Annotated in this window: 20 protein-coding genes; 12 read left to right on the forward strand and 8 right to left on the reverse strand. The window is 59.7% G+C overall.

The window, feature by feature from the left end:
- Positions 1-22: 22 nt before the first annotated feature.
- Positions 23-865 (reverse strand): TFIIB-type zinc ribbon-containing protein, encoded by an 843-nt coding sequence (locus P186_RS03770; RefSeq protein ID WP_014288077.1) that lies wholly within the window; start codon positions 863-865, stop codon positions 23-25.
- Complete coding sequence (locus tag P186_RS03775) at positions 862-1,863, reverse strand: TFIIB-type zinc ribbon-containing protein (protein WP_014288078.1); 1,002 nt, start codon at positions 1,861-1,863, stop codon at positions 862-864. The genes P186_RS03770 and P186_RS03775 overlap by 4 nt, the downstream gene beginning before the upstream one ends.
- Before the next feature lie 125 nt (positions 1,864-1,988).
- On the opposite strand from P186_RS03775, the gene P186_RS03780 reads away from it, so the two are divergent.
- On the forward strand, positions 1,989-2,927 hold the full coding sequence (locus P186_RS03780; protein ID WP_014288079.1) for a pyridoxal phosphate-dependent aminotransferase: 939 nt from the start codon (positions 1,989-1,991) through the stop codon (positions 2,925-2,927).
- A complete protein-coding gene (locus P186_RS03785; protein WP_014288080.1) occupies positions 2,924-3,550 on the forward strand; it encodes an RNA 2'-phosphotransferase in 627 nt (208 codons plus the stop codon). Before P186_RS03780 ends, P186_RS03785 begins: the two co-directional genes overlap by 4 nt.
- An 11-nt stretch (positions 3,551-3,561) precedes the next feature.
- Here P186_RS03785 and P186_RS03790 read toward each other — a convergent pair whose 3' ends face one another.
- Positions 3,562-4,464 (reverse strand): hypothetical protein, encoded by a 903-nt coding sequence (locus P186_RS03790; RefSeq protein ID WP_014288081.1) that lies wholly within the window; start codon positions 4,462-4,464, stop codon positions 3,562-3,564.
- 84 nt (positions 4,465-4,548) lie between these two features.
- Here P186_RS03790 and P186_RS03795 point away from each other — a divergent pair, with 84 nt between their 5' ends.
- From P186_RS03795 to P186_RS03830, 9 genes are all read left to right on the forward strand, one after another.
- On the forward strand, positions 4,549-5,202 hold the full coding sequence (locus P186_RS03795) for an IclR family transcriptional regulator (RefSeq protein ID WP_237179459.1): 654 nt from the start codon (positions 4,549-4,551) through the stop codon (positions 5,200-5,202).
- Positions 5,118-5,420, forward strand: coding sequence for a helix-turn-helix transcriptional regulator (locus P186_RS14230; RefSeq protein ID WP_237179460.1), 303 nt, complete (start codon positions 5,118-5,120; stop codon positions 5,418-5,420). Before P186_RS03795 ends, P186_RS14230 begins: the two co-directional genes overlap by 85 nt.
- 37 nt (positions 5,421-5,457) lie before the next feature.
- Positions 5,458-5,748, forward strand: a complete 291-nt coding sequence (locus tag P186_RS03800) for a GYD domain-containing protein (protein WP_014288082.1) — start codon at positions 5,458-5,460, stop codon at positions 5,746-5,748.
- Positions 5,749-5,980: 232 nt separating this feature from the next.
- Complete coding sequence (vapB, locus tag P186_RS03805; protein ID WP_014288083.1) at positions 5,981-6,217, forward strand: type II toxin-antitoxin system VapB family antitoxin; 237 nt, start codon at positions 5,981-5,983, stop codon at positions 6,215-6,217.
- A complete protein-coding gene (locus P186_RS03810) occupies positions 6,201-6,599 on the forward strand; it encodes a type II toxin-antitoxin system VapC family toxin (protein WP_014288084.1) in 399 nt (132 codons plus the stop codon). Before vapB ends, P186_RS03810 begins: the two co-directional genes overlap by 17 nt.
- A 176-nt stretch (positions 6,600-6,775) precedes the next feature.
- Positions 6,776-7,369 (forward strand): hypothetical protein, encoded by a 594-nt coding sequence (locus P186_RS03815; protein WP_014288085.1) that lies wholly within the window; start codon positions 6,776-6,778, stop codon positions 7,367-7,369.
- Between the two features lie 712 nt (positions 7,370-8,081).
- Positions 8,082-8,933 (forward strand): hypothetical protein, encoded by an 852-nt coding sequence (locus tag P186_RS03820; RefSeq protein WP_014288087.1) that lies wholly within the window; start codon positions 8,082-8,084, stop codon positions 8,931-8,933.
- A gap of 28 nt (positions 8,934-8,961) precedes the next feature.
- On the forward strand, positions 8,962-9,444 hold the full coding sequence (locus P186_RS03825) for a hypothetical protein (RefSeq protein ID WP_014288088.1): 483 nt from the start codon (positions 8,962-8,964) through the stop codon (positions 9,442-9,444).
- Position 9,445: 1 nt separating this feature from the next.
- Positions 9,446-10,360 (forward strand): MBL fold metallo-hydrolase, encoded by a 915-nt coding sequence (locus P186_RS03830; protein ID WP_148682691.1) that lies wholly within the window; start codon positions 9,446-9,448, stop codon positions 10,358-10,360.
- Positions 10,361-10,406: 46 nt separating this feature from the next.
- Here the strand turns inward: P186_RS03830 and P186_RS03835 are convergent, their stop codons facing one another.
- Together P186_RS03835 and P186_RS03840 are read right to left on the reverse strand one after the other, a co-directional pair.
- On the reverse strand, positions 10,407-10,856 hold the full coding sequence (locus tag P186_RS03835) for a type II toxin-antitoxin system VapC family toxin (protein ID WP_014288090.1): 450 nt from the start codon (positions 10,854-10,856) through the stop codon (positions 10,407-10,409).
- On the reverse strand, positions 10,825-11,073 hold the full coding sequence (locus tag P186_RS03840; RefSeq protein ID WP_148682692.1) for a hypothetical protein: 249 nt from the start codon (positions 11,071-11,073) through the stop codon (positions 10,825-10,827). The genes P186_RS03835 and P186_RS03840 overlap by 32 nt, the downstream gene beginning before the upstream one ends.
- 168 nt (positions 11,074-11,241) lie before the next feature.
- Between P186_RS03840 and P186_RS03845 the strand changes: the two genes are divergently transcribed.
- Complete coding sequence (locus tag P186_RS03845) at positions 11,242-13,470, forward strand: bifunctional alpha,alpha-trehalose-phosphate synthase (UDP-forming)/trehalose-phosphatase (protein ID WP_014288092.1); 2,229 nt, start codon at positions 11,242-11,244, stop codon at positions 13,468-13,470.
- On the opposite strand, the gene P186_RS03850 is transcribed toward P186_RS03845, so the two are convergent.
- The 3 genes from P186_RS03850 to P186_RS03860 are packed head-to-tail and all read right to left on the reverse strand — an operon-like array spanning position 13,457 to position 16,368.
- Positions 13,457-14,647, reverse strand: coding sequence for a glycosyltransferase (locus P186_RS03850; protein WP_014288093.1), 1,191 nt, complete (start codon positions 14,645-14,647; stop codon positions 13,457-13,459). The two genes, P186_RS03845 and P186_RS03850, sit on opposite strands and share 14 nt — an antisense overlap.
- Positions 14,644-15,240: a hypothetical protein gene (locus P186_RS03855; protein WP_014288094.1), complete on the reverse strand. Its 597-nt coding sequence runs from the start codon at positions 15,238-15,240 to the stop codon at positions 14,644-14,646. The genes P186_RS03850 and P186_RS03855 overlap by 4 nt, the downstream gene beginning before the upstream one ends.
- A 42-nt stretch (positions 15,241-15,282) precedes the next feature.
- Positions 15,283-16,368 (reverse strand): radical SAM protein, encoded by a 1,086-nt coding sequence (locus P186_RS03860; RefSeq protein ID WP_014288095.1) that lies wholly within the window; start codon positions 16,366-16,368, stop codon positions 15,283-15,285.
- Positions 16,369-16,435: the final 67 nt, after the last annotated feature.

Genomic DNA, 16,435 nt, shown 5'->3' on the forward strand with positions numbered 1-16,435 from the left:
CGCCTCCCGGGGGTTTAAAAAGTTAGAGCTTCGCCTCGGCCTCGTACCTACCCACCCTCGACGCCGAGAAGGCAACCAGCCTCGCCACGGCGCCTAGCGAGGCAAGGGCTCCGCCTAGGGCCCCCAGCGCCGGGTGGATGCCGAGGAGGTAGGTTGTCAAAGCGCCTACGGCCGCTGTTGCCAGGGTTGAGCCGGCCGCAAGTCCCAGGCCTTCGGCGCGGCCCCGCCTCGACAGCGGGTACTCCATACTCAAGACAGATCCCTCGCATGCGTCGATAAGCGCCCTGAACTGCCTCCCGCCGTATGTATAGGTGAGAGACCAGAATGGGTAGTAGACAATGCCCTCAAAGCTCCACTCTATCGTCACCTTGACCTTAAAGACCGAAACGTAGGTGCGGGCCTCCTCGACAACGTCGCCTAGGCTACGGAAGGCGTCCTCCGGCGACAGGTCCGGCGAGTTGAATACACCGAGCCTCTCAAGAGTTGGCTTGAACGGCGTCCTCCACCTCGCGGGGAATATGTAACTCTTTGGCAGTTTGAAGGGCGGCGTCGATAGGGCCAGCGCCGTGGCGTATGTCTCCAGCTCCTCCAGAGGCCTGAAGGTTATGTGGTAGAGGTACAGGGGGAGGAAGTGCATCTCGGCTCCGGCGGGCGTCGCCGAGGGAAGGTCATCGGGCGAGCCCATGGGCCTTAAATTCAGCACTTTTCTAAAAGCCGTGGTCTTGTCCACAGTGGGCTTGAAGATGTAGACGCTCTCGTAGGTCTTCCCCTCCGACACCACAGTCCCGCAGTAGGGACAGACGTAGAACCTCCGGCCCGGCGGAGCGTCGTACTTAGCCCCACAGAAGGGGCACTGTATGATCATGCCTCCACCCGCCGAGACTTAAGAAGGCCGCCTGCCAGGAGGTACGTAGCGATTGTGCCGGCCAGCGCCGTGACTGCGCCCTCGACTACTCCGCCGAGCAGAGCCAGGGACGAGAGGCCGCCCAGCACCCCCCCAACAGCCGCCACCCCCAGGAGTGAGATGGCCTTGTTTTCCACGAAGGAGGGCTCCTCAGCCACCACCACCGCCCCGTCCCACCCAGCCACGTAGTAGTTGTAGTAGGACCCCTTGTAGAGATACGGCACAATCCACATGGGGAGGTACGTCAATGGGGACACCTCAAGCCTCTCCACTGTGTAGTCCACGGTCCTGTCCTCCACAGTCGCCGAAGCCATCAACAACCCCGTCTCCTCCCTAGCCACCCTAGCCGCGTCTTCATCAACCCTGGCCAGTAGCCTCGGCACCACGGCCCTCACCGCCTTCGCCTTGGCCCTCTCAGGCGTCAGCTCGGTTGCGAGAAACGCCCCCGACACCGAAGCGGACGTCGCCACCTCGGCGAGTTGCCTCGGCTCGGGTGCGGTCTTGAAGAAATGTGACGTCAGCTTATCCACAGAGAGGCCCCACGCCGCCCTCCTAGCCAACACCGCCACCAAGTCGGAATATGTGACGACTCCCGACACCCTCACGCGTTTAGTCTCAACGCGGGTTGTTGCCTGGCCTCTGACGTACACGGTGCGGGTGTAGGTGAGGACCACCGTGGCCTCGTAAGAGGCTCTGAGCCGGACGTCGACGAAGTAGAACGGCAGGTATACGAGATCGGGGCTGGCGAAGTTTATCTCAGACATCCTCCTCCCCAGGTTGAAATCTCTCTTCGTCCTCTCCACAGCCCGGCGCAGGACTTCGGAACTGGAAAGCGTCGGCACGGCCAGGATCTTCGATGGGTTCCCCGCTACGAAGTTAGGCGTGCCGCAGTACCTACACACCACAACCACAGACTCCGGTGACAGGTCGAGAGGCGCCCCGCAGTAGGAGCACTTCACAGACGGGAGATGTAGCAACGTTAAAACTATATCTGCGGAGCGGCCGGGGGGCGGACGGTCGCCGACGCGTCGCGGCGTCTGTGGCCGGGGTATTGATTTATATTAGGGTTTGGTTGGTTGCGCAAGTGGAGACGTTTATGTGGATACGCAAGTCCGCGGGTAGGTACGACCTCGCCCACAGCGGGGTGGCAAGGATTGAGGTGCCCCCGGCAGACTCGGCGCCTCCTCCGGAGGAGGTAATTGCCGAGATGTACGGGATTTCCGAGAGGGAGCTGGCCCTAACCGCGGGGGCTCAGGAGGGGAACCTGCTCGCCTTCCTCGCGGTGAGGCCCGAGTACGCCGTTACGGTGGCTCCGGAGTACGAGCCCATTACGAAGCTCGCGCCGGGTCTCGGCGTCAGGCACCTACAGGTGGGCGACGTGTGGGAGGCCCCGCTGAAGCCCGGGGGCGTTCTTATATTCTCAAACCCAAACAACCCCACTGGCCGCTTCCTCACGAAGAAGGAGCTATATGAGCTGGCCGACGAGGCGAGGAGGCGGGGGGCCTACCTAATAGTGGACGTGATTTTCTCAGACTTCGTCACGGACGACTTGAGGGGGTGGCCTCTGGAGAACGTGGTCTTCAGCCACAGCACGGACAAGTTCTACACCACCGACACGAGGATGGGATGGGCCTTCGGCGACCCTGCGGTGGTGGAGAGGATAAGGTTCTTGAAGGACCTCGCCAACCCCGGCCCCAGGAATCCCGAGAGGAGGGCCGCGGCCGTCCTTCTCTCGAGGAGGGCGGAGGTCAAGCAGAGAAACCTCTCCATCATTGCCCCCAACGCCGACGCGTTGAGGCGGGCGTTCCCCGACGCCGTCTACACCCCCCACATGCCCATAGCGCTGGTGCCCACCAACTGCGACGACTACAGCCTCGCGCAGAGGCTCCTCGCCCACGGCGTCAAGACCGTCCCCGGAAGGTTCTTCCAAGCCCCCAACGCCATACGCATAGGCCTAGGCACCGAGGAGCCCACGCGCTTCAGAGAGGCCCTCCAGATACTTACACAGCTCTGGTGCCGGTGAAGCCGGTATACAAATGCATCCACTGCGGCCTTTATACGGAGGCGTCTACCCACTGCGGAGCACCCGCCCAGCTAGTAATAGACGGCGCCACCCGGTTGCGGGCATCTAAGCTACTTGCGCTTGTCCTGCGCCACGACCCCGCGGCTCTGGGTATTACTCTAGACCGGGGCGGCTGGGCGGATACAACAGCCGTGCTCCGGGGCCTTGAGAAGGCCGGCGTGAGGATAGGCGCGGAGGAACTGGCGGCGATCGCCGCCCTCGACGACAAGGGGAGGTTTGAGATAGACGGCGGACGTATAAGAGCCCGCTACGGCCACAGCATAGACGTAGACATTCAATACCCGGTGAACACCTCGGTGAAGACGCTCTACCACGGCACGTCCCTCGACTACCTGCCGTCGATTGAAGTCAACGGCGTCCTCCCGATGAGGAGGAGATACGTCCACCTAGCCGCCGATCTGGAAACGGCGTGTCTCAACGCCAGGAGGAGACCGAAGCCTGTCGTTTTAGAAATTGACGCAGATTGCGTCAGAGAGGAGGCGCCGATCTACAAGGCGACGCAGAAAATACTCCTCACCGGGTATATCCCGGCGAGGTGTGTAAAAAAAGTGGTTATCTGTTAAATTACTTCTAATTACTTCTCCCTCTTCCCGCCGCCGGGGCCGCCTCCGTGCGCGGCCTTGGCTGACCGCGCCTCGCTGATCAGCTCTCCAATTGAGCGTCCAGACACCAGGTCTTTGATAATGCGTTGCCTCGCGGCGATGTCCAGACCCCTCAGCTCGTGCAACAGCGCGGCTGTGTTGTTGAGCAACGCGATGCGTTCCGCCGCCCACTGTCTTGGGAAGCCCGCAATCTTCACCCTCTCGAAGTGGTCAAGTAGCTCCCTAATCCTTGCCCTGGCTTTCTCCACTTCGATAAGTATATTCTCAATATCAGCATCAGACATATTTCCAGCAGATATCCGCTTTCTTATCCGTGCTTCCTCGTTAATCAGCCACTTGGTAAGATTCAGCCACTTAATCCCAGCCTCGACAGCTTCCACCGCTTTATCAGAGGCATTCACTAGCCGAAGCATATTCCTAACCCGCATGAGCACCCCGAGCCCCTTTTCAGTACTGTTTAGCAACTCCGCCGCGTCCCTCGACGCGTTTAGAAACCTATAAACATTGCCAATAGTCTTGTTTAGATGCTTCCCCAACTCCCTCACCGCCGCGAGGCGAATCTGGCTAATCTCCCAAAACACCCTCTTGGCATCAGTCACATTGAGAAGTTTCAACTCGCCAACTCCAATCATTGGCTTAGGCGCCGCGCCAGCGCGCCCAATTATAAACGTTTTATTAATCTCAGACAGGAGAATCTGACACTGTGGCAAGGTAAAGTTCGCGCCGGTGGTATTTACATACAGCTCAATAGCTTTACACTTCAGCCAAAGGTGGAAATCCATATTTCCAGTAGCTGAGGTGTCGGCGCCGTAGGCCAAGGCGGCGAGGAGCACCGCCGTCACCACCGCTGGCACTATTACTCTTCTGGAGTCCATGAGCCCATGTACACGGGGGGATTTAAAGAGCCGCCTAGAAACCACGCGCGGAACTCTTAAATTCACAGGCGGAACAACGGCGACATGCTGATCCTCCTAAACCTCACGGCGCCTCCAATCCTCCTGCTATTCCTCCCAGCCGCCGTGGTGGGCAACTACACACTCCCAGCCCCACCCCTGTCGGACGTAGCCGCCTTCACCCCCGGCGGCGCCCCGTTGCCCACATGGGTTGTGAATGGCACTCTGTATGTACTCCAAAACGGAGACCCCGCCGTGGCTGTATACATCCCCCGCTTTGAAAACACCACAGGTATATACAGAATTACAGTGAAAAGCGGCACAGTCGTTGTCCAGGCCCCACCCGGCGTCATGATACAAGACGTAGACAAGCAACCCACCAACGTAGTAATTAACAAAACCGGCCTATACCTATACCTAACAGCCCCCGTCACCATAACCTACTACTTCTTCACCATAACAAAATCATCCACCACAACCACGCCTACCACCACCACGCCCACCCCCAGCAAAACCCCCACAGCCACGACGCCCGCCACCGCGACGACACCCACGGCGCCCCCCGTCACCCAGGCGCCCACACAGACATCCACCCCAGCCACCACCCGCCCATCTACTCAACAAACCCAGCCGGAGTGGCTACCTACGGCCGGGGCCGTTGCGGTGGCCGCGGCGGCCGCCGCTGGTGTAGTTGCCTACGTTTTAAAAAAAAGAAAGTAGATAGAGGCGACTGTGCCGATTTAAACGAGGTAGACAAGGCGATACTAGAGGAACTAGCGCGGCGTGGAGGCGCAACTGACCGCGTGGAGCTACATGAGGCGCTGAGCATACCAAAAACAACGCTCCACCGCCACCTCCACAAACTAGCCAGGTACGGCTACGTGCGGCTTGTACAACAAGGCGGGAGGCAGAGAGTAGAGCTAATCAGGAAGTGTTAAAACCCGCAAAAATTTATAGACAAGACTCATTGAGAATATGGCTAAGTTCGTGGTGCTGTCGAGGCTGACAGACGAGGGAGCAAAGACCGTCTTTGAGAGGCCTGAGCGGATAAAAGAAGTAAACAAAGAGCTTGAGTCCTACGGCGTCAAGGTCTTGGAGCAGTACGTCGTGTTTGGCGACTACGACTTTCTAAACATTGTCGAGGTGGAGGATGTAAATAAATTCCTCAAAGCCATGCTAGACCTGAACAGACGCGGCACTATTAGAACCACCAGCTACCTCATAATCCCCGTAGACGAGGCCATCGAGACGCTGAAGAAAAAATAATATTTTTCCCTCGTTCTACACATCCTTCACACACGCCGTTAGGTATAATATCCAAGTGGAGCTATTCCGCAGGTCGTCGGGCTCGGCGCCTACCGGTAAGTAGCTGACTGCACGGCGGCTGGGGCCGTTGCGGGGGTTGGCTACTCCGGGTGTTGACCCTTTCCACTATTCCTCTGTATACAGATGGGTATACGTAAGAGTAAACTTTTTAAGACTTTACGAGGGGGGTGGTGTGAGTGATGTCATATCTGTGAGAGTTAGAAAGGAGCTGAAGAAGGCGCTGGAGGATCTGGGTATTGACTACGCAGAGGAGGTCCGGCGTTATCTAGAGGAGCTGGTGGCTAGGGAGAGGAGGAGAAGGGCCTTGGAGAGGGCCCGCCAGCTACGGAAAACTCTGGAGAGGGAGGTCGGCGTCTTGCCTACCGCGGCTGAGCTGATTAGGGAGGATAGGGATGCGGATAGTCGCTGATGCCTCGGCGATCGCCGCTCTGTACCTGCCGGAGAAGCTGAGTGAAGAGGTGGAGAAGGCACTAGCCGGGGCCGACTCAGTCTCTTCGCTTGACTTAGCGGCGTACGAGGTCCTCAACGTGGTGTGGAAACGCGCCAGGCGGGGCCTCATAAGCCGGGAGGCGGCTCTCGAAATCGCGGGGGAGGTGCTTCAGCTATTTAAAACCTTGGAGGTGTACAGCTATAGGGAGGTCCTCCCCGACGCCCTAGAAATAGCCCTGGAGAGGGGAGTCACGGTGTACGACTCGGCATATGTAGCCCTAGCTAAAAAACTAGGCGCAACCCTCCTGACGCTCGACAAACAAATCGCTCAAGCCTTCCCCCAGATTGTCTACAGGCTGTAGAGCTAGAAACGCCGCCAGCGCCTCGCCGAGCTGGGGCAGAGGTTGTCGTGTCGATTCTCGGATACGCAGACATCGGACATGTACAGGTGACGCACGTCCATAGGCACTCCGTCGTCGGGCGGGTAGATACAATGAGATCAAAGCCGCCGAAGTAGCTAATAACCCCTAATACGTATGTGGAGACTATATGCCTCCAACACACATCTGTCGCCGCTCCCCAGCCCACAACTCCGCCGCCGCAAGTAGCCTCGCCGCCTCCACCCGAAGACGACGGGGCTTTTCATATTCTGCGACCCTACGGCGCCGCCATAAGAGCGCTCCTCCGGAAAGCCCCACATACGGCGAAGGAGGCCGAAGACGTCCTTAGAGAGGCGTTGCCGAGCCACGATCCTGAACGAGTCCTAGACACAATCGCCGACATGGGCGTCGTAGCCGCCAAGCTAAGCGGGGCGCTAATCTATACAGAACTAGCCGCGGGGGTGGCTAGGTGCCTAGACTACGTAGGCGACGAGTTGCTAGCCGCCATCCCCATAGCGCACTGCGCCGCCAAGAAACAAAACCAAGCCCCACAAGCCACGCTATGCCGCGCCCTAGCACAAGGCGAAGTACCACCACGCTATACAGAGCTAGTGGAGAAAGCCGTCGAAATCTTTCTTAAAAACGCCCCGCCTCAGTGCATACCATACGCCGCCAACATACCCAAAATAGCCTCCCTACTGAGCAGAGACAAGTCTCCATCTACATCGATCAACATAGCTTTAAGTCCTTAGCCACCAGACTAATCTCCTCCCCGCTCCTCGGTGCTCCTCTTGGGGTTGCTCACAAGCGCCCTCTTCCCCTTACTGTTTTAATGAGGCTGGCCTAGGCCAGCACGGCGGGCCATGGCGCCTCCGCGCCGGCCGCGGAGCGTCTAACCACAATGCCTAAATCGAGTCAAGTTTAAAGCCTTAACCTGCTCTAAAGGGCGAGGTTTGCAACCGCCATTATCATGACCGATCAAGCCGCAGACCTGGGCGGACCCGTTGCAGCGATAAGGCTATTTTTAATCCATAGCGCTGGATTAATCCCTCACCCACCTCTAGATCTATTACGGCGTGCTTTACAACACCGTGTGAAGAGCAATGGTTTCCAACATCTAAAACCCCCAAAGACTTTTATCAAATCGCCCCGCCTAAGAGCCCTTTCCACCTTATGAATCCCAGATGCGCCCATTGACCCGCCGGCTCTCTAACAACGATATAGACAGCCCCCTCCAGCACTACGTGCGGAGCTTCTATCACATGAAAATAGGCAATATATTAAACTATAAGATCGGGGAGACTATTAACATTTTGTAAGTTTGGGTTCTAGTTTCAACGGCATTTGCAAAGCGCTTTCGCACAGCAACATGCCAAGTTTGTAGTATGGTCGAGGTATCAAGATTTCGGCTACGCCTCTGCGGGGGGTTAGGCTTATGATTTATATAGTCGATTTGGGTGGCGGGTGTGGTTTGAGATTCTGTGGCGTGGGGCTTTGGTGTTTGTGTCGGTGGTGGCTGGGCTCTACGCGGCGGGGAGGTTGCTCTGGCGTGTGGAGAGGCTGGCCGGGCCTATTTCGAGGAGGACTGGGGTGCCCGCGTCGCTCGTAGCTCTGGCGGTGGTGGAGGCTAGGGCGCCGCATGTGGCTCTGGCGGAGGCCTACAGGAGGGGGGTTCTGGAGTTTCGGCATTTGCTTCAGTTCACCTTTGCGACGTGGCCGCTGAGGGTCGTGCTTCTCCACCTGCGGATTGGCGTCATCCCGGTGGCCCTTGGGGCGCTTGGGTGGCTGGGCGCGGCGTATCTGGGGCTTGTCTACCTCTCGGCGGCTGTTGGGTTTCTAATCGCGTGGAGGACGAAGGTGAGGTGGCCCGACATGTCTGCCGAGTTGAGGAAGCTGTCGGGGGTGATGGTGTGGAGGCAGGCGGCTTCTGTCACACTGCGCTACCTGGCCTTTGAGGCGGTGTTTATGGCGCTCGACCTGCTGGGGATTCGGATATCTTTTGGGTGGCTCCCGCTTTCGCCTGAGGCGCTCGCGGTGGCCTCCATTGCGGCGTTTAGGCCGACATACGGAATTATGGCGGGGGCCCCCGCCTTCCACTCGGGGAGGATCGGGGCCGTGGAGCTACTCTTCGCGCTCCTCCTTGGACGCGTGGTCTATATGTCGGTGTACGAGTTTCCGAGGTCGGCGGTGCAGTTCTACGCCTCCATCTATCCGCCGGGGATCGCCGGGAGGCTCACCGCGTACACTGCGGCGGTTATGTACAGCACCGCGGTTCCCGTGCTGGCCGTGCTTTTCCTACTGATGAAGGGGGCATAAGGATTTATTTCTCCTCGTGTATAGCGCCGTGGGAGGGCTCGGCGGCGGTCTGTGGGGGAGCGTGGCGGCTGCGGTGGTTATACTGGCTGTGCTGGGCATGGTGGGGCTCTACGGGGTTTTCTACAAACCTGCTCTTGTCTTGATGACGGCGCTTGTGGCCATAGCAGTTTTTGTCTATCTTAGCTTCAGGTCTGCGCTGGGAGATAGGCGCTTCTCTCTGCTGGGCCCCCCAGTCATTGGGCTCTCGGCGGTTGGGGTGGCGCTCCTATGGCTCGGCCGTCCAGAGGGGGCGGGGGTTGTAGCCGCGGCGTATTTCGGAGAGCCGGTGCTGGGGTACTTCGTCTACAGGATGCTGGCGTCTATCGACAAGTTCTGGGCTTTGGTGTTCCTCACGTCGGCGGCGGCCTACGCCTACAGCCTCCCCGCCGTCCTCCTGGGGCTGTGGGCGGTTCCGGCGGCGGCGGACTTTGTGAAGCTTGTGGCGCTTCTCTACTTCGTTAGGCGGGTTTGATATGGAGATCCGGCCAGTTGGCGAGGAGTCGCTGGGAGTGCGCTCTATGTGTCTCTACGTGGAGACGAGAGACGTCCGGATTCTACTCGACGCCGGGGTCTCCCTCGCGCCTCGGCGCTTCGGCCTCCCGCCGCACCCCCGGGAGCTGGAGCGGGCCAGGGCCGTGAGGGCCGAAATATTGAGGCTGGCGGAGGGGGCCGACGTGGTGACAATAAGCCACTACCACAGAGACCACTTCACGCCGTGGTACCCCAGCACCTACATGGCCACAGACGGGGAGACTTACAGAAGGGTGTACGGGGGGAGGAAGGTCCTCGCCAAGAGCCCCCACGACCTTAACTGGTCGCAGAGGAGGCGCCACTACGGCCTCGCCAAGGCTCTCCAGGAGGCGGGGGCGGAGGTGGCATACGCCGACGGGGGCGGGTGGCGTTTCGGGGGGACGGTGGTGAAGGCGTCGCAGTCTCTGTGGCACGGCCCGGCCGGCTCGAAGACGGGGAGAGTCGTGGCGTTCGCCGTCTTGGACGGGGAGGAGAGGCTCGCCTTCGTGCCAGACGTGGAGGGTCCCGTAGAGCCAGAGCCCGTGAATTTCCTCAGAGAGGTGAGGCCCACGTTCGTGGTGCTGGGCGGGCCGCCGACTTATCTCAACTGGGAGCTTGACAAGGCGCTGGCCTATCTACGGGAGGTGGTCGACCTAAGGCCCAGGGTGCTCGTGCTGGCGCACCACCTGCTGAGAGACGCAGACTGGAGGGAGAAGGTTTCGCCGGTGTTGGAATACGCAGAGCGGAGGGGCGTCACGGTTACGACCTACGCGGGGTTGCTGGGCAGAGGCGAGGAGCTACTAGAGGCGCGGAGGAGGGAGCTCTATCAAGCAGATCCTGCCGAGGCCGCGGCACGCGACGAGGACGAGGAGGATTAGGCCGGAGCGCCCCGGCGCGGGCGGGGGTTTTCCTTTCTGCATGTGGCTAGTAGAGCCAGCGGATGTTTACAACTCTTTTCCTGGTCTTGAGAAGTGTGACGTTGTCGAAGTCTGAGTCGAAGGTTAGGATGTGCGAAGTGGCGAGCTGGTCCATGGTTGCGAGGGTGATGCAGTCTGTGAAGCTTAGATCTCTGTCGTATTTCTTTAGATATGTAAGGGCTTGAGTCAATATTTCTCTGTCTGCGAGAACTATGTCGAGCCCCCCCTCGTCTATCTTTTTTAGAATGGCCTCGGCTACGGAGGCGGCGTGTCTTCTATCTACCCTGTATGAGAAATATGTCACTAGTTCGTCCAAGATATGATCGGTTATGTATGGGTGGTAGTTTTCGAGCACCTTCGATAGCTTGAGGGCTTCTGCGTGGTGTCTGTCTCTCTTGTTTAGGTAGGCTACGAAGTAGGAGGTGTCAATGACGACTTTTTCTGTATAAGATGTCATCAATCTTCTCAGAGGCGTCTTCCTCCAGCTCAACTGCCAGGTGGTCGAGGTCCGCCAGATTTAGGGGCTTTCTACTCCTCGTTCTGTAGTTTTCTATGAGGTGCTCAATAACTTCGTTTAGGCTGACCTCCTCCCCCCTGGCCGCCTCGAGCTCCCCCGCAATCTGCATCAACCTCTTCTTTGTCTCTGTCCTGATTTTAATAGTAGTGTAGCCCACGGCATCTTGGTATACCTGGTATAAAATACTTACCTTACAAACCTGCTCCATAGTGCGCCGGTGGGCTGGGGATCTCTGCGGCATACGCCGTTTGACGTCTGTGGGAGGGCTGGGCGGCGGTTGTGGTGTGGGTGGGTAACTAATTTATTTCCTTTCGCTTCTCTGGCTGTGAGGCTTTTTATCGTGTCTAACAGGTTGCCTGTGACGGTGGTGAGGAGGGATGGCGGGGTTGAGATTAGGGAGTCGGTGGGCGGCCTCGCGACGGCGATGAAGTCTTTTCTCGAGGCGACGGACGGCGGGAGGGGGCTAGGCTTTAGGGAGGTGGTGTGGGTTGGGTGGTCTGGGTTGAGGGCTGAGGTGGAGGGGGAGGAGGTTAGGGCTAGGCTTCGGGAGAGGGGGCTCCTTCCTGTGCCTCTCTCAGAGGAGGATGTTTCGCTTTTCTACGAGGGCTTCTGCAACTCGACGCTGTGGCCGTTGTTCCACAGCTTTACGGTGTACACCGTTTTCGAGAGGCGCTTCTGGGAGGCGTATGTGAGGGTTCAGCAGAGGTTTGCAGAGGCGGTGGCGTCTATGGCTGAGCCCGGCGATTTGGTGTGGGTGCACGACTACCACCTGATGCTCCTCCCGGCGATGCTCAGAGAGGCCGTCCCCGACCTGGCGGTGGGGTTCTTTCTACACATACCCTTCCCCCCTCCGGAGATTCTCCAACTCATGCCGCCGCAGTGGAGGACCTCGATCCTAGAGGGCGTCCTAGCCTCTGATTTAGTGGGCTTCCACATCCACGAATACGTGAACAACTTTCTGCGGTCTGTCGCCAAGTTTCTGGGGTATAGAGTGGAGGTGGGTGTGGTCCACGTGGGCCGCAGGAGGGTGAGGGTGGGGGCCTTCCCCATCGGTATAAATTTCGAGATGTTTCACAACTCGGCCCTCAGCCCCGATGTGCAGACGGCAGCGGAGGAGCTGAGGCAGAGGCTGAGGGGGCTGAAGATAGTCTTCTCCATCGACAGGCTGGACTACACCAAGGGGGTTATCAACAGGGTAAGGGCGTGGGAGCGCTTCCTCCGCGAGCACCCGGAGTGGCGCAGGAGGGCAACCTTCGTGCTGGTGGTGGTGCCGTCGAGAACTGGCGTTCCGCAGTACGACGCGATGAAGAGGGAGATCGAAAGGGAGGTGGGGAGGATCAACGGAGAGCTGGGAGAGGTGGACTGGGTGCCCATTATCTACATCTCCCGGTTCATCCCGACGCCCACCCTACACGCCCTCTACAACGTGGCTGACGTCGCCCTCATCACCCCGCTGAGAGACGGGATGAACCTCGTGTCGAAGGAGTACGTGGCTTCTAGGAGGGACTGCCGGGGGGTCCTCATTCTCAGCGAGACGGCAGGGGCGGCTCACGAGCTTGTGGAGGCCCTTATTGTCAATCCCAATGACGAGAGCGCCATGGTGGAGGCCATAGCGAGGGCCCTCTCCATGGAGCCTGAGGAGCAGTGCAGGAGGCTGAGGGCGATGCAGGAGAGGATTAGGCAAAACGACGTGGTGAAGTGGGCTGTGGACTTCATAAAAGCGACGGTGGAGGCGTACGGCGAGGCTAGAGAGGCCGCCGCCTCGGCGACCGCGGCTCTCCTCGACGGCGGAGCCGCGGCGCAGGTTGCGGAGGCCTTCAGACGGGCTGGGAAGAGGCTCCTCATCTTGGACTACGACGGGACGCTGGTGCCGCACTACCCATACGCCTATCAAGCCGTCCCCGACGGGGCCCTCCTCTCCCTCCTCAGAGATCTCGCCTCTCTGCCGGGGACGGCTGTGGCGGTGGTGAGCGGGAGGCCGAGGGAGTTTCTCGAGGCGTGGCTGGGGGCGCTCCCCCTGTACCTCGTGGCGGAGCACGGAGCTTTTGTCAAAGAGCCCGGCGGGGGATGGCGCCAGTTCTACCCAGTAGACACTGGGTGGAAAACAGCTGTGAAGAGGGTAATGGAGGAATACGCATTGAGGACGCCGGGCTCATATGTTGAGGAGAAGGAAACCGCCGTGGTTTGGCACTATAGAAATGTGGAACCGGAAGTGGGCGAGCAGGCGGCGCAGAGGCTTTTGGAGGCGCTGTCCGGCCTCCTGGAGGGCGCCCCCGCGGTGGTGCTGAGGGGGAGTAAGGTGGTTGAGGTGAGGCCGGCCGGCGTGAGCAAAGGCGCGGTGGCTAGGTGGCTAATTGAGCAACTGCGCCCCGACTTTGTCCTCGTGGCGGGGGACGACGCCACGGACGAGGACATGTTCAAGGCGGCGCCCGGGGAGGCGTATACTGTGAAGGTGGGGAGGGGCGACACGGCGGCGAGGTTCTACGTCCCGACGTACAAGCGGCTTAGGGAGCTTCTCCACAGCTTGAGAAAGGCGGCGGCTACCTCAGCCTAGCTACGAGTGTCTCGGCGAGTGTAGTGGCGAGCAAGTTTTCTGTCTTCCTTCTCCCGTGCCTCCCCATCTCCTCCCTCAGCTCCGGCTTCTTAGCCAGCGTGGAGACGAGTCGGGCGACGCCCTCTAGGTCCTCGGGGTTTCTCAGCCTTGCGCCGTCGACGCCGTCTGTGATATGGCAGGCGGCTCTTGAGGTGGGGGACGCGGCGTACGGCGTCCCGGCGTAGAGGTACTCCAGCGCCCGAATACCCATGGGCTCGTGGAGGGATAGATCCACCCCCAGTAGGGAGCCCCTGGCCACTGAGGCAACAGCCGAGGGGTCCTCCACCAAGACGAGGTTTCTCCTCCTCGCGGCCTCCCTCCGGAGCCACGCTACTGCATCCCCCCGGCCCACAACAGCCACGGCCGCTTGGGGCATCCTCTCGGCAAGCCTAGCCAGAGCCTTGACGTTTTTCTCCTCTGTAAGCGGACCGGCGTAGGACACCACCAGCTCAAAACCCTCTAGAAGGGGCGGCCTCCCGGCGGCGAGGGCCTCCGGGTAGTCCGGGTCAATCCACCACTTCCCCTCTATAACTCTGTCCGCGGGGACGCGGAATTGCCTAATAGCCTCCGCCTCCTCTCTACAGCTCACTACAACAGCCGCCGCCTGTCTGAGGACTTGGGGGAGGTTTAGGGTGGACCATATACTCCTAGAGACCGCCTCCACGGGGCTGGCGCCGTGGGCACCTGTGGGGTATACGGGGACGTAGACGAGGGCCGGCGGCTTCTCCGCCTCCCCCGACTGGGCCAGCATCTTTTTTATGGTTACCCACTTAGCCGCCTCCTCCGGGCCGTTCCAGAAGCTTGAGAAAACCACCACGGCGTCTACGCCGCGTCTTCTATCTATTGCGGCGAGGATTTTGGAGAAGCTTCTCAACGTCACCGCGCCCGGCGGGAGCATAGACTTAGCGCTGAGGACCCGGATGGTGGGGACTCCCGAGACGTCTCTCTCCACCTCGACGAAGCCCTCCTCGCTCTTCTCCACCACATCGGGGTCCACAGCCGGCTCGCCATCGTGGTAGACGCTCGTCACCAGCCAAGCCTCGTGGCCTATCCGGCGCAGAGCCTTGACTAGTATCGCCGCCGCTCTGTGGGAATCCTCCCAGTGGGAGCTTTGGGGGGCAACAACAACAAAGTTCATTTCTTTTTCAAAGCCTCCAGCACCGCGGTGGCGATGAGAGCCGCCACAAGCCCCCAGGTTATGGGGGTGAGCATCGCCGTGAGGGTAGCTACGCTTATCCCGCCCTGCTCCAGGGCGAAGGTGATGACGACGAGGTAGAGGATTATGCGGATGTACTCAGCGACGGGCCCAATCGCCAGGCGGCTCTCGGAAAAGGAGCCTTTGTAGATATACTCCACGAAGCCGTCGACAAGGATGAAGCCAATGATTGAAATGATGAAGAACTTCACAAATCCGAATAGGTAGACCACCAAGACGTGGATAACCCAGTTGTATACGTCCATGTTACCCGCGCTGTAGGCAAGGTAGGCCACGGCGATTAGTATAGAGGCGATGTAGATGAGCCAAGCTACGACAGATCCGAAGAACTCCCCCGCGGTGTAGCCCGACCGCAACAGAGCCCTCCCGATGTTTAGGTTGCGGAACCAGTCGTTGAAACCCAGCCTACCCAGCACCCTCGCCAGTAGAAATTTCAAAACCCTCCCAACCGCGAAGCCCGCCGCGGTGATCAACACGGCGACTGCTGTGTGAAACAAGGCGGCCCACAAATCCATGTAGAGATAAGAGCCCCCTTATATTAGTATCTCCCCGACGCACTATATGAAGGATCTGTACAGCTTGCCGTAGCGCCCCGGCCTCCCCACTATGGGCAACTCCCGGCCGCACCTCGGACACTTGCCGCCACTTAGCTCTATCTTGACAGCCCGATCACCCGCCCGTTTTATCACCGGGTAGCCGCAGTTGGGGCAGTAGGTGTGCTGGCCGGGGTGGCCCGGTATGTTGCCGACGTATACAAAATCCAGCTCCCTCCTGGCGCGGCGCCAGAGGGCGTCCACAAGATCGGGGGGTGTCGGGGGGTTTGTGAGCATGTGGGCTGGGTGGTAGGCGGTGATGTGAAGAGGCGTCTCCCTCCCAAAGGAGGCGGCTACCTCCAGCACCTCCTCCGCATCCCCGTCGTTAACTCCGGGGATCACGAGGTATGTGAACTCCACGTGGACGCCCAGCGACTTGGCGCGGCGGGCGGTTTTGAGAAGCTTGTCTAAATCCGCGGCCAGCCACCTCCAATACGTCCCGCGGCCCCCCTTCAGATCTACGTTCATCGCCGCCATCCCGGCTGCAGCAAGCCTCTCCACGGCCTCCTCGGTTAGGTAGCCGTTGGTGTTTATAGAGGCGTGTAGCCCCCTGGCAGTGGCGAGCTTGAAGAGATCCTCGGCGTACTCGGCGAGGAGGGTGGGCTCGTTGAAGCTGATGTTGACCCCCGAGTCGCCGTTTTCCAAAGCCCACTCCACCACCTTCTCCGGCGGCACGTAGACGCCGCGGGGGATCGCCCTTTTCGATATGTGCCAGTTCTGGCACCACGCGCATGGGAAGTTGCACCCCCAGGTGCTGATCGTTAGGGCGGAGGTTCCTGGGTAGAAGTGGTAGAGGGGCTTGATTTCCATCGGCCTAGACTCGGCGGCGGTCAAGAGGCCGTAGGCCACCGTGTATAGCCTCCCCCCGAGGTTGAAACGCATACCGCAGGCCCCCACGGCGCCGTGGCTAAGTCTGCACCTCCTGTGGCATAGGGTGCACACAACCGCGCCGCCCTCGCGCCGGGCATAGGTCGACTCCTTGACGTTGGGCTCCCCTAGCAACCCCTCATCCGGCTTGTAGAGGGGGCGGGGCCACGAGTAGATAGGCACATCTAGAGAAGTGCGGCTGGTTAAATGCTTAAAACACCACCTCGTGGGTAAGGTGAGGATTTGTGAC

This window comes from Pyrobaculum ferrireducens (assembly GCF_000234805.1).
Classification (GTDB): Archaea; Thermoproteota; Thermoprotei; order Thermoproteales; family Thermoproteaceae; genus Pyrobaculum; species Pyrobaculum ferrireducens.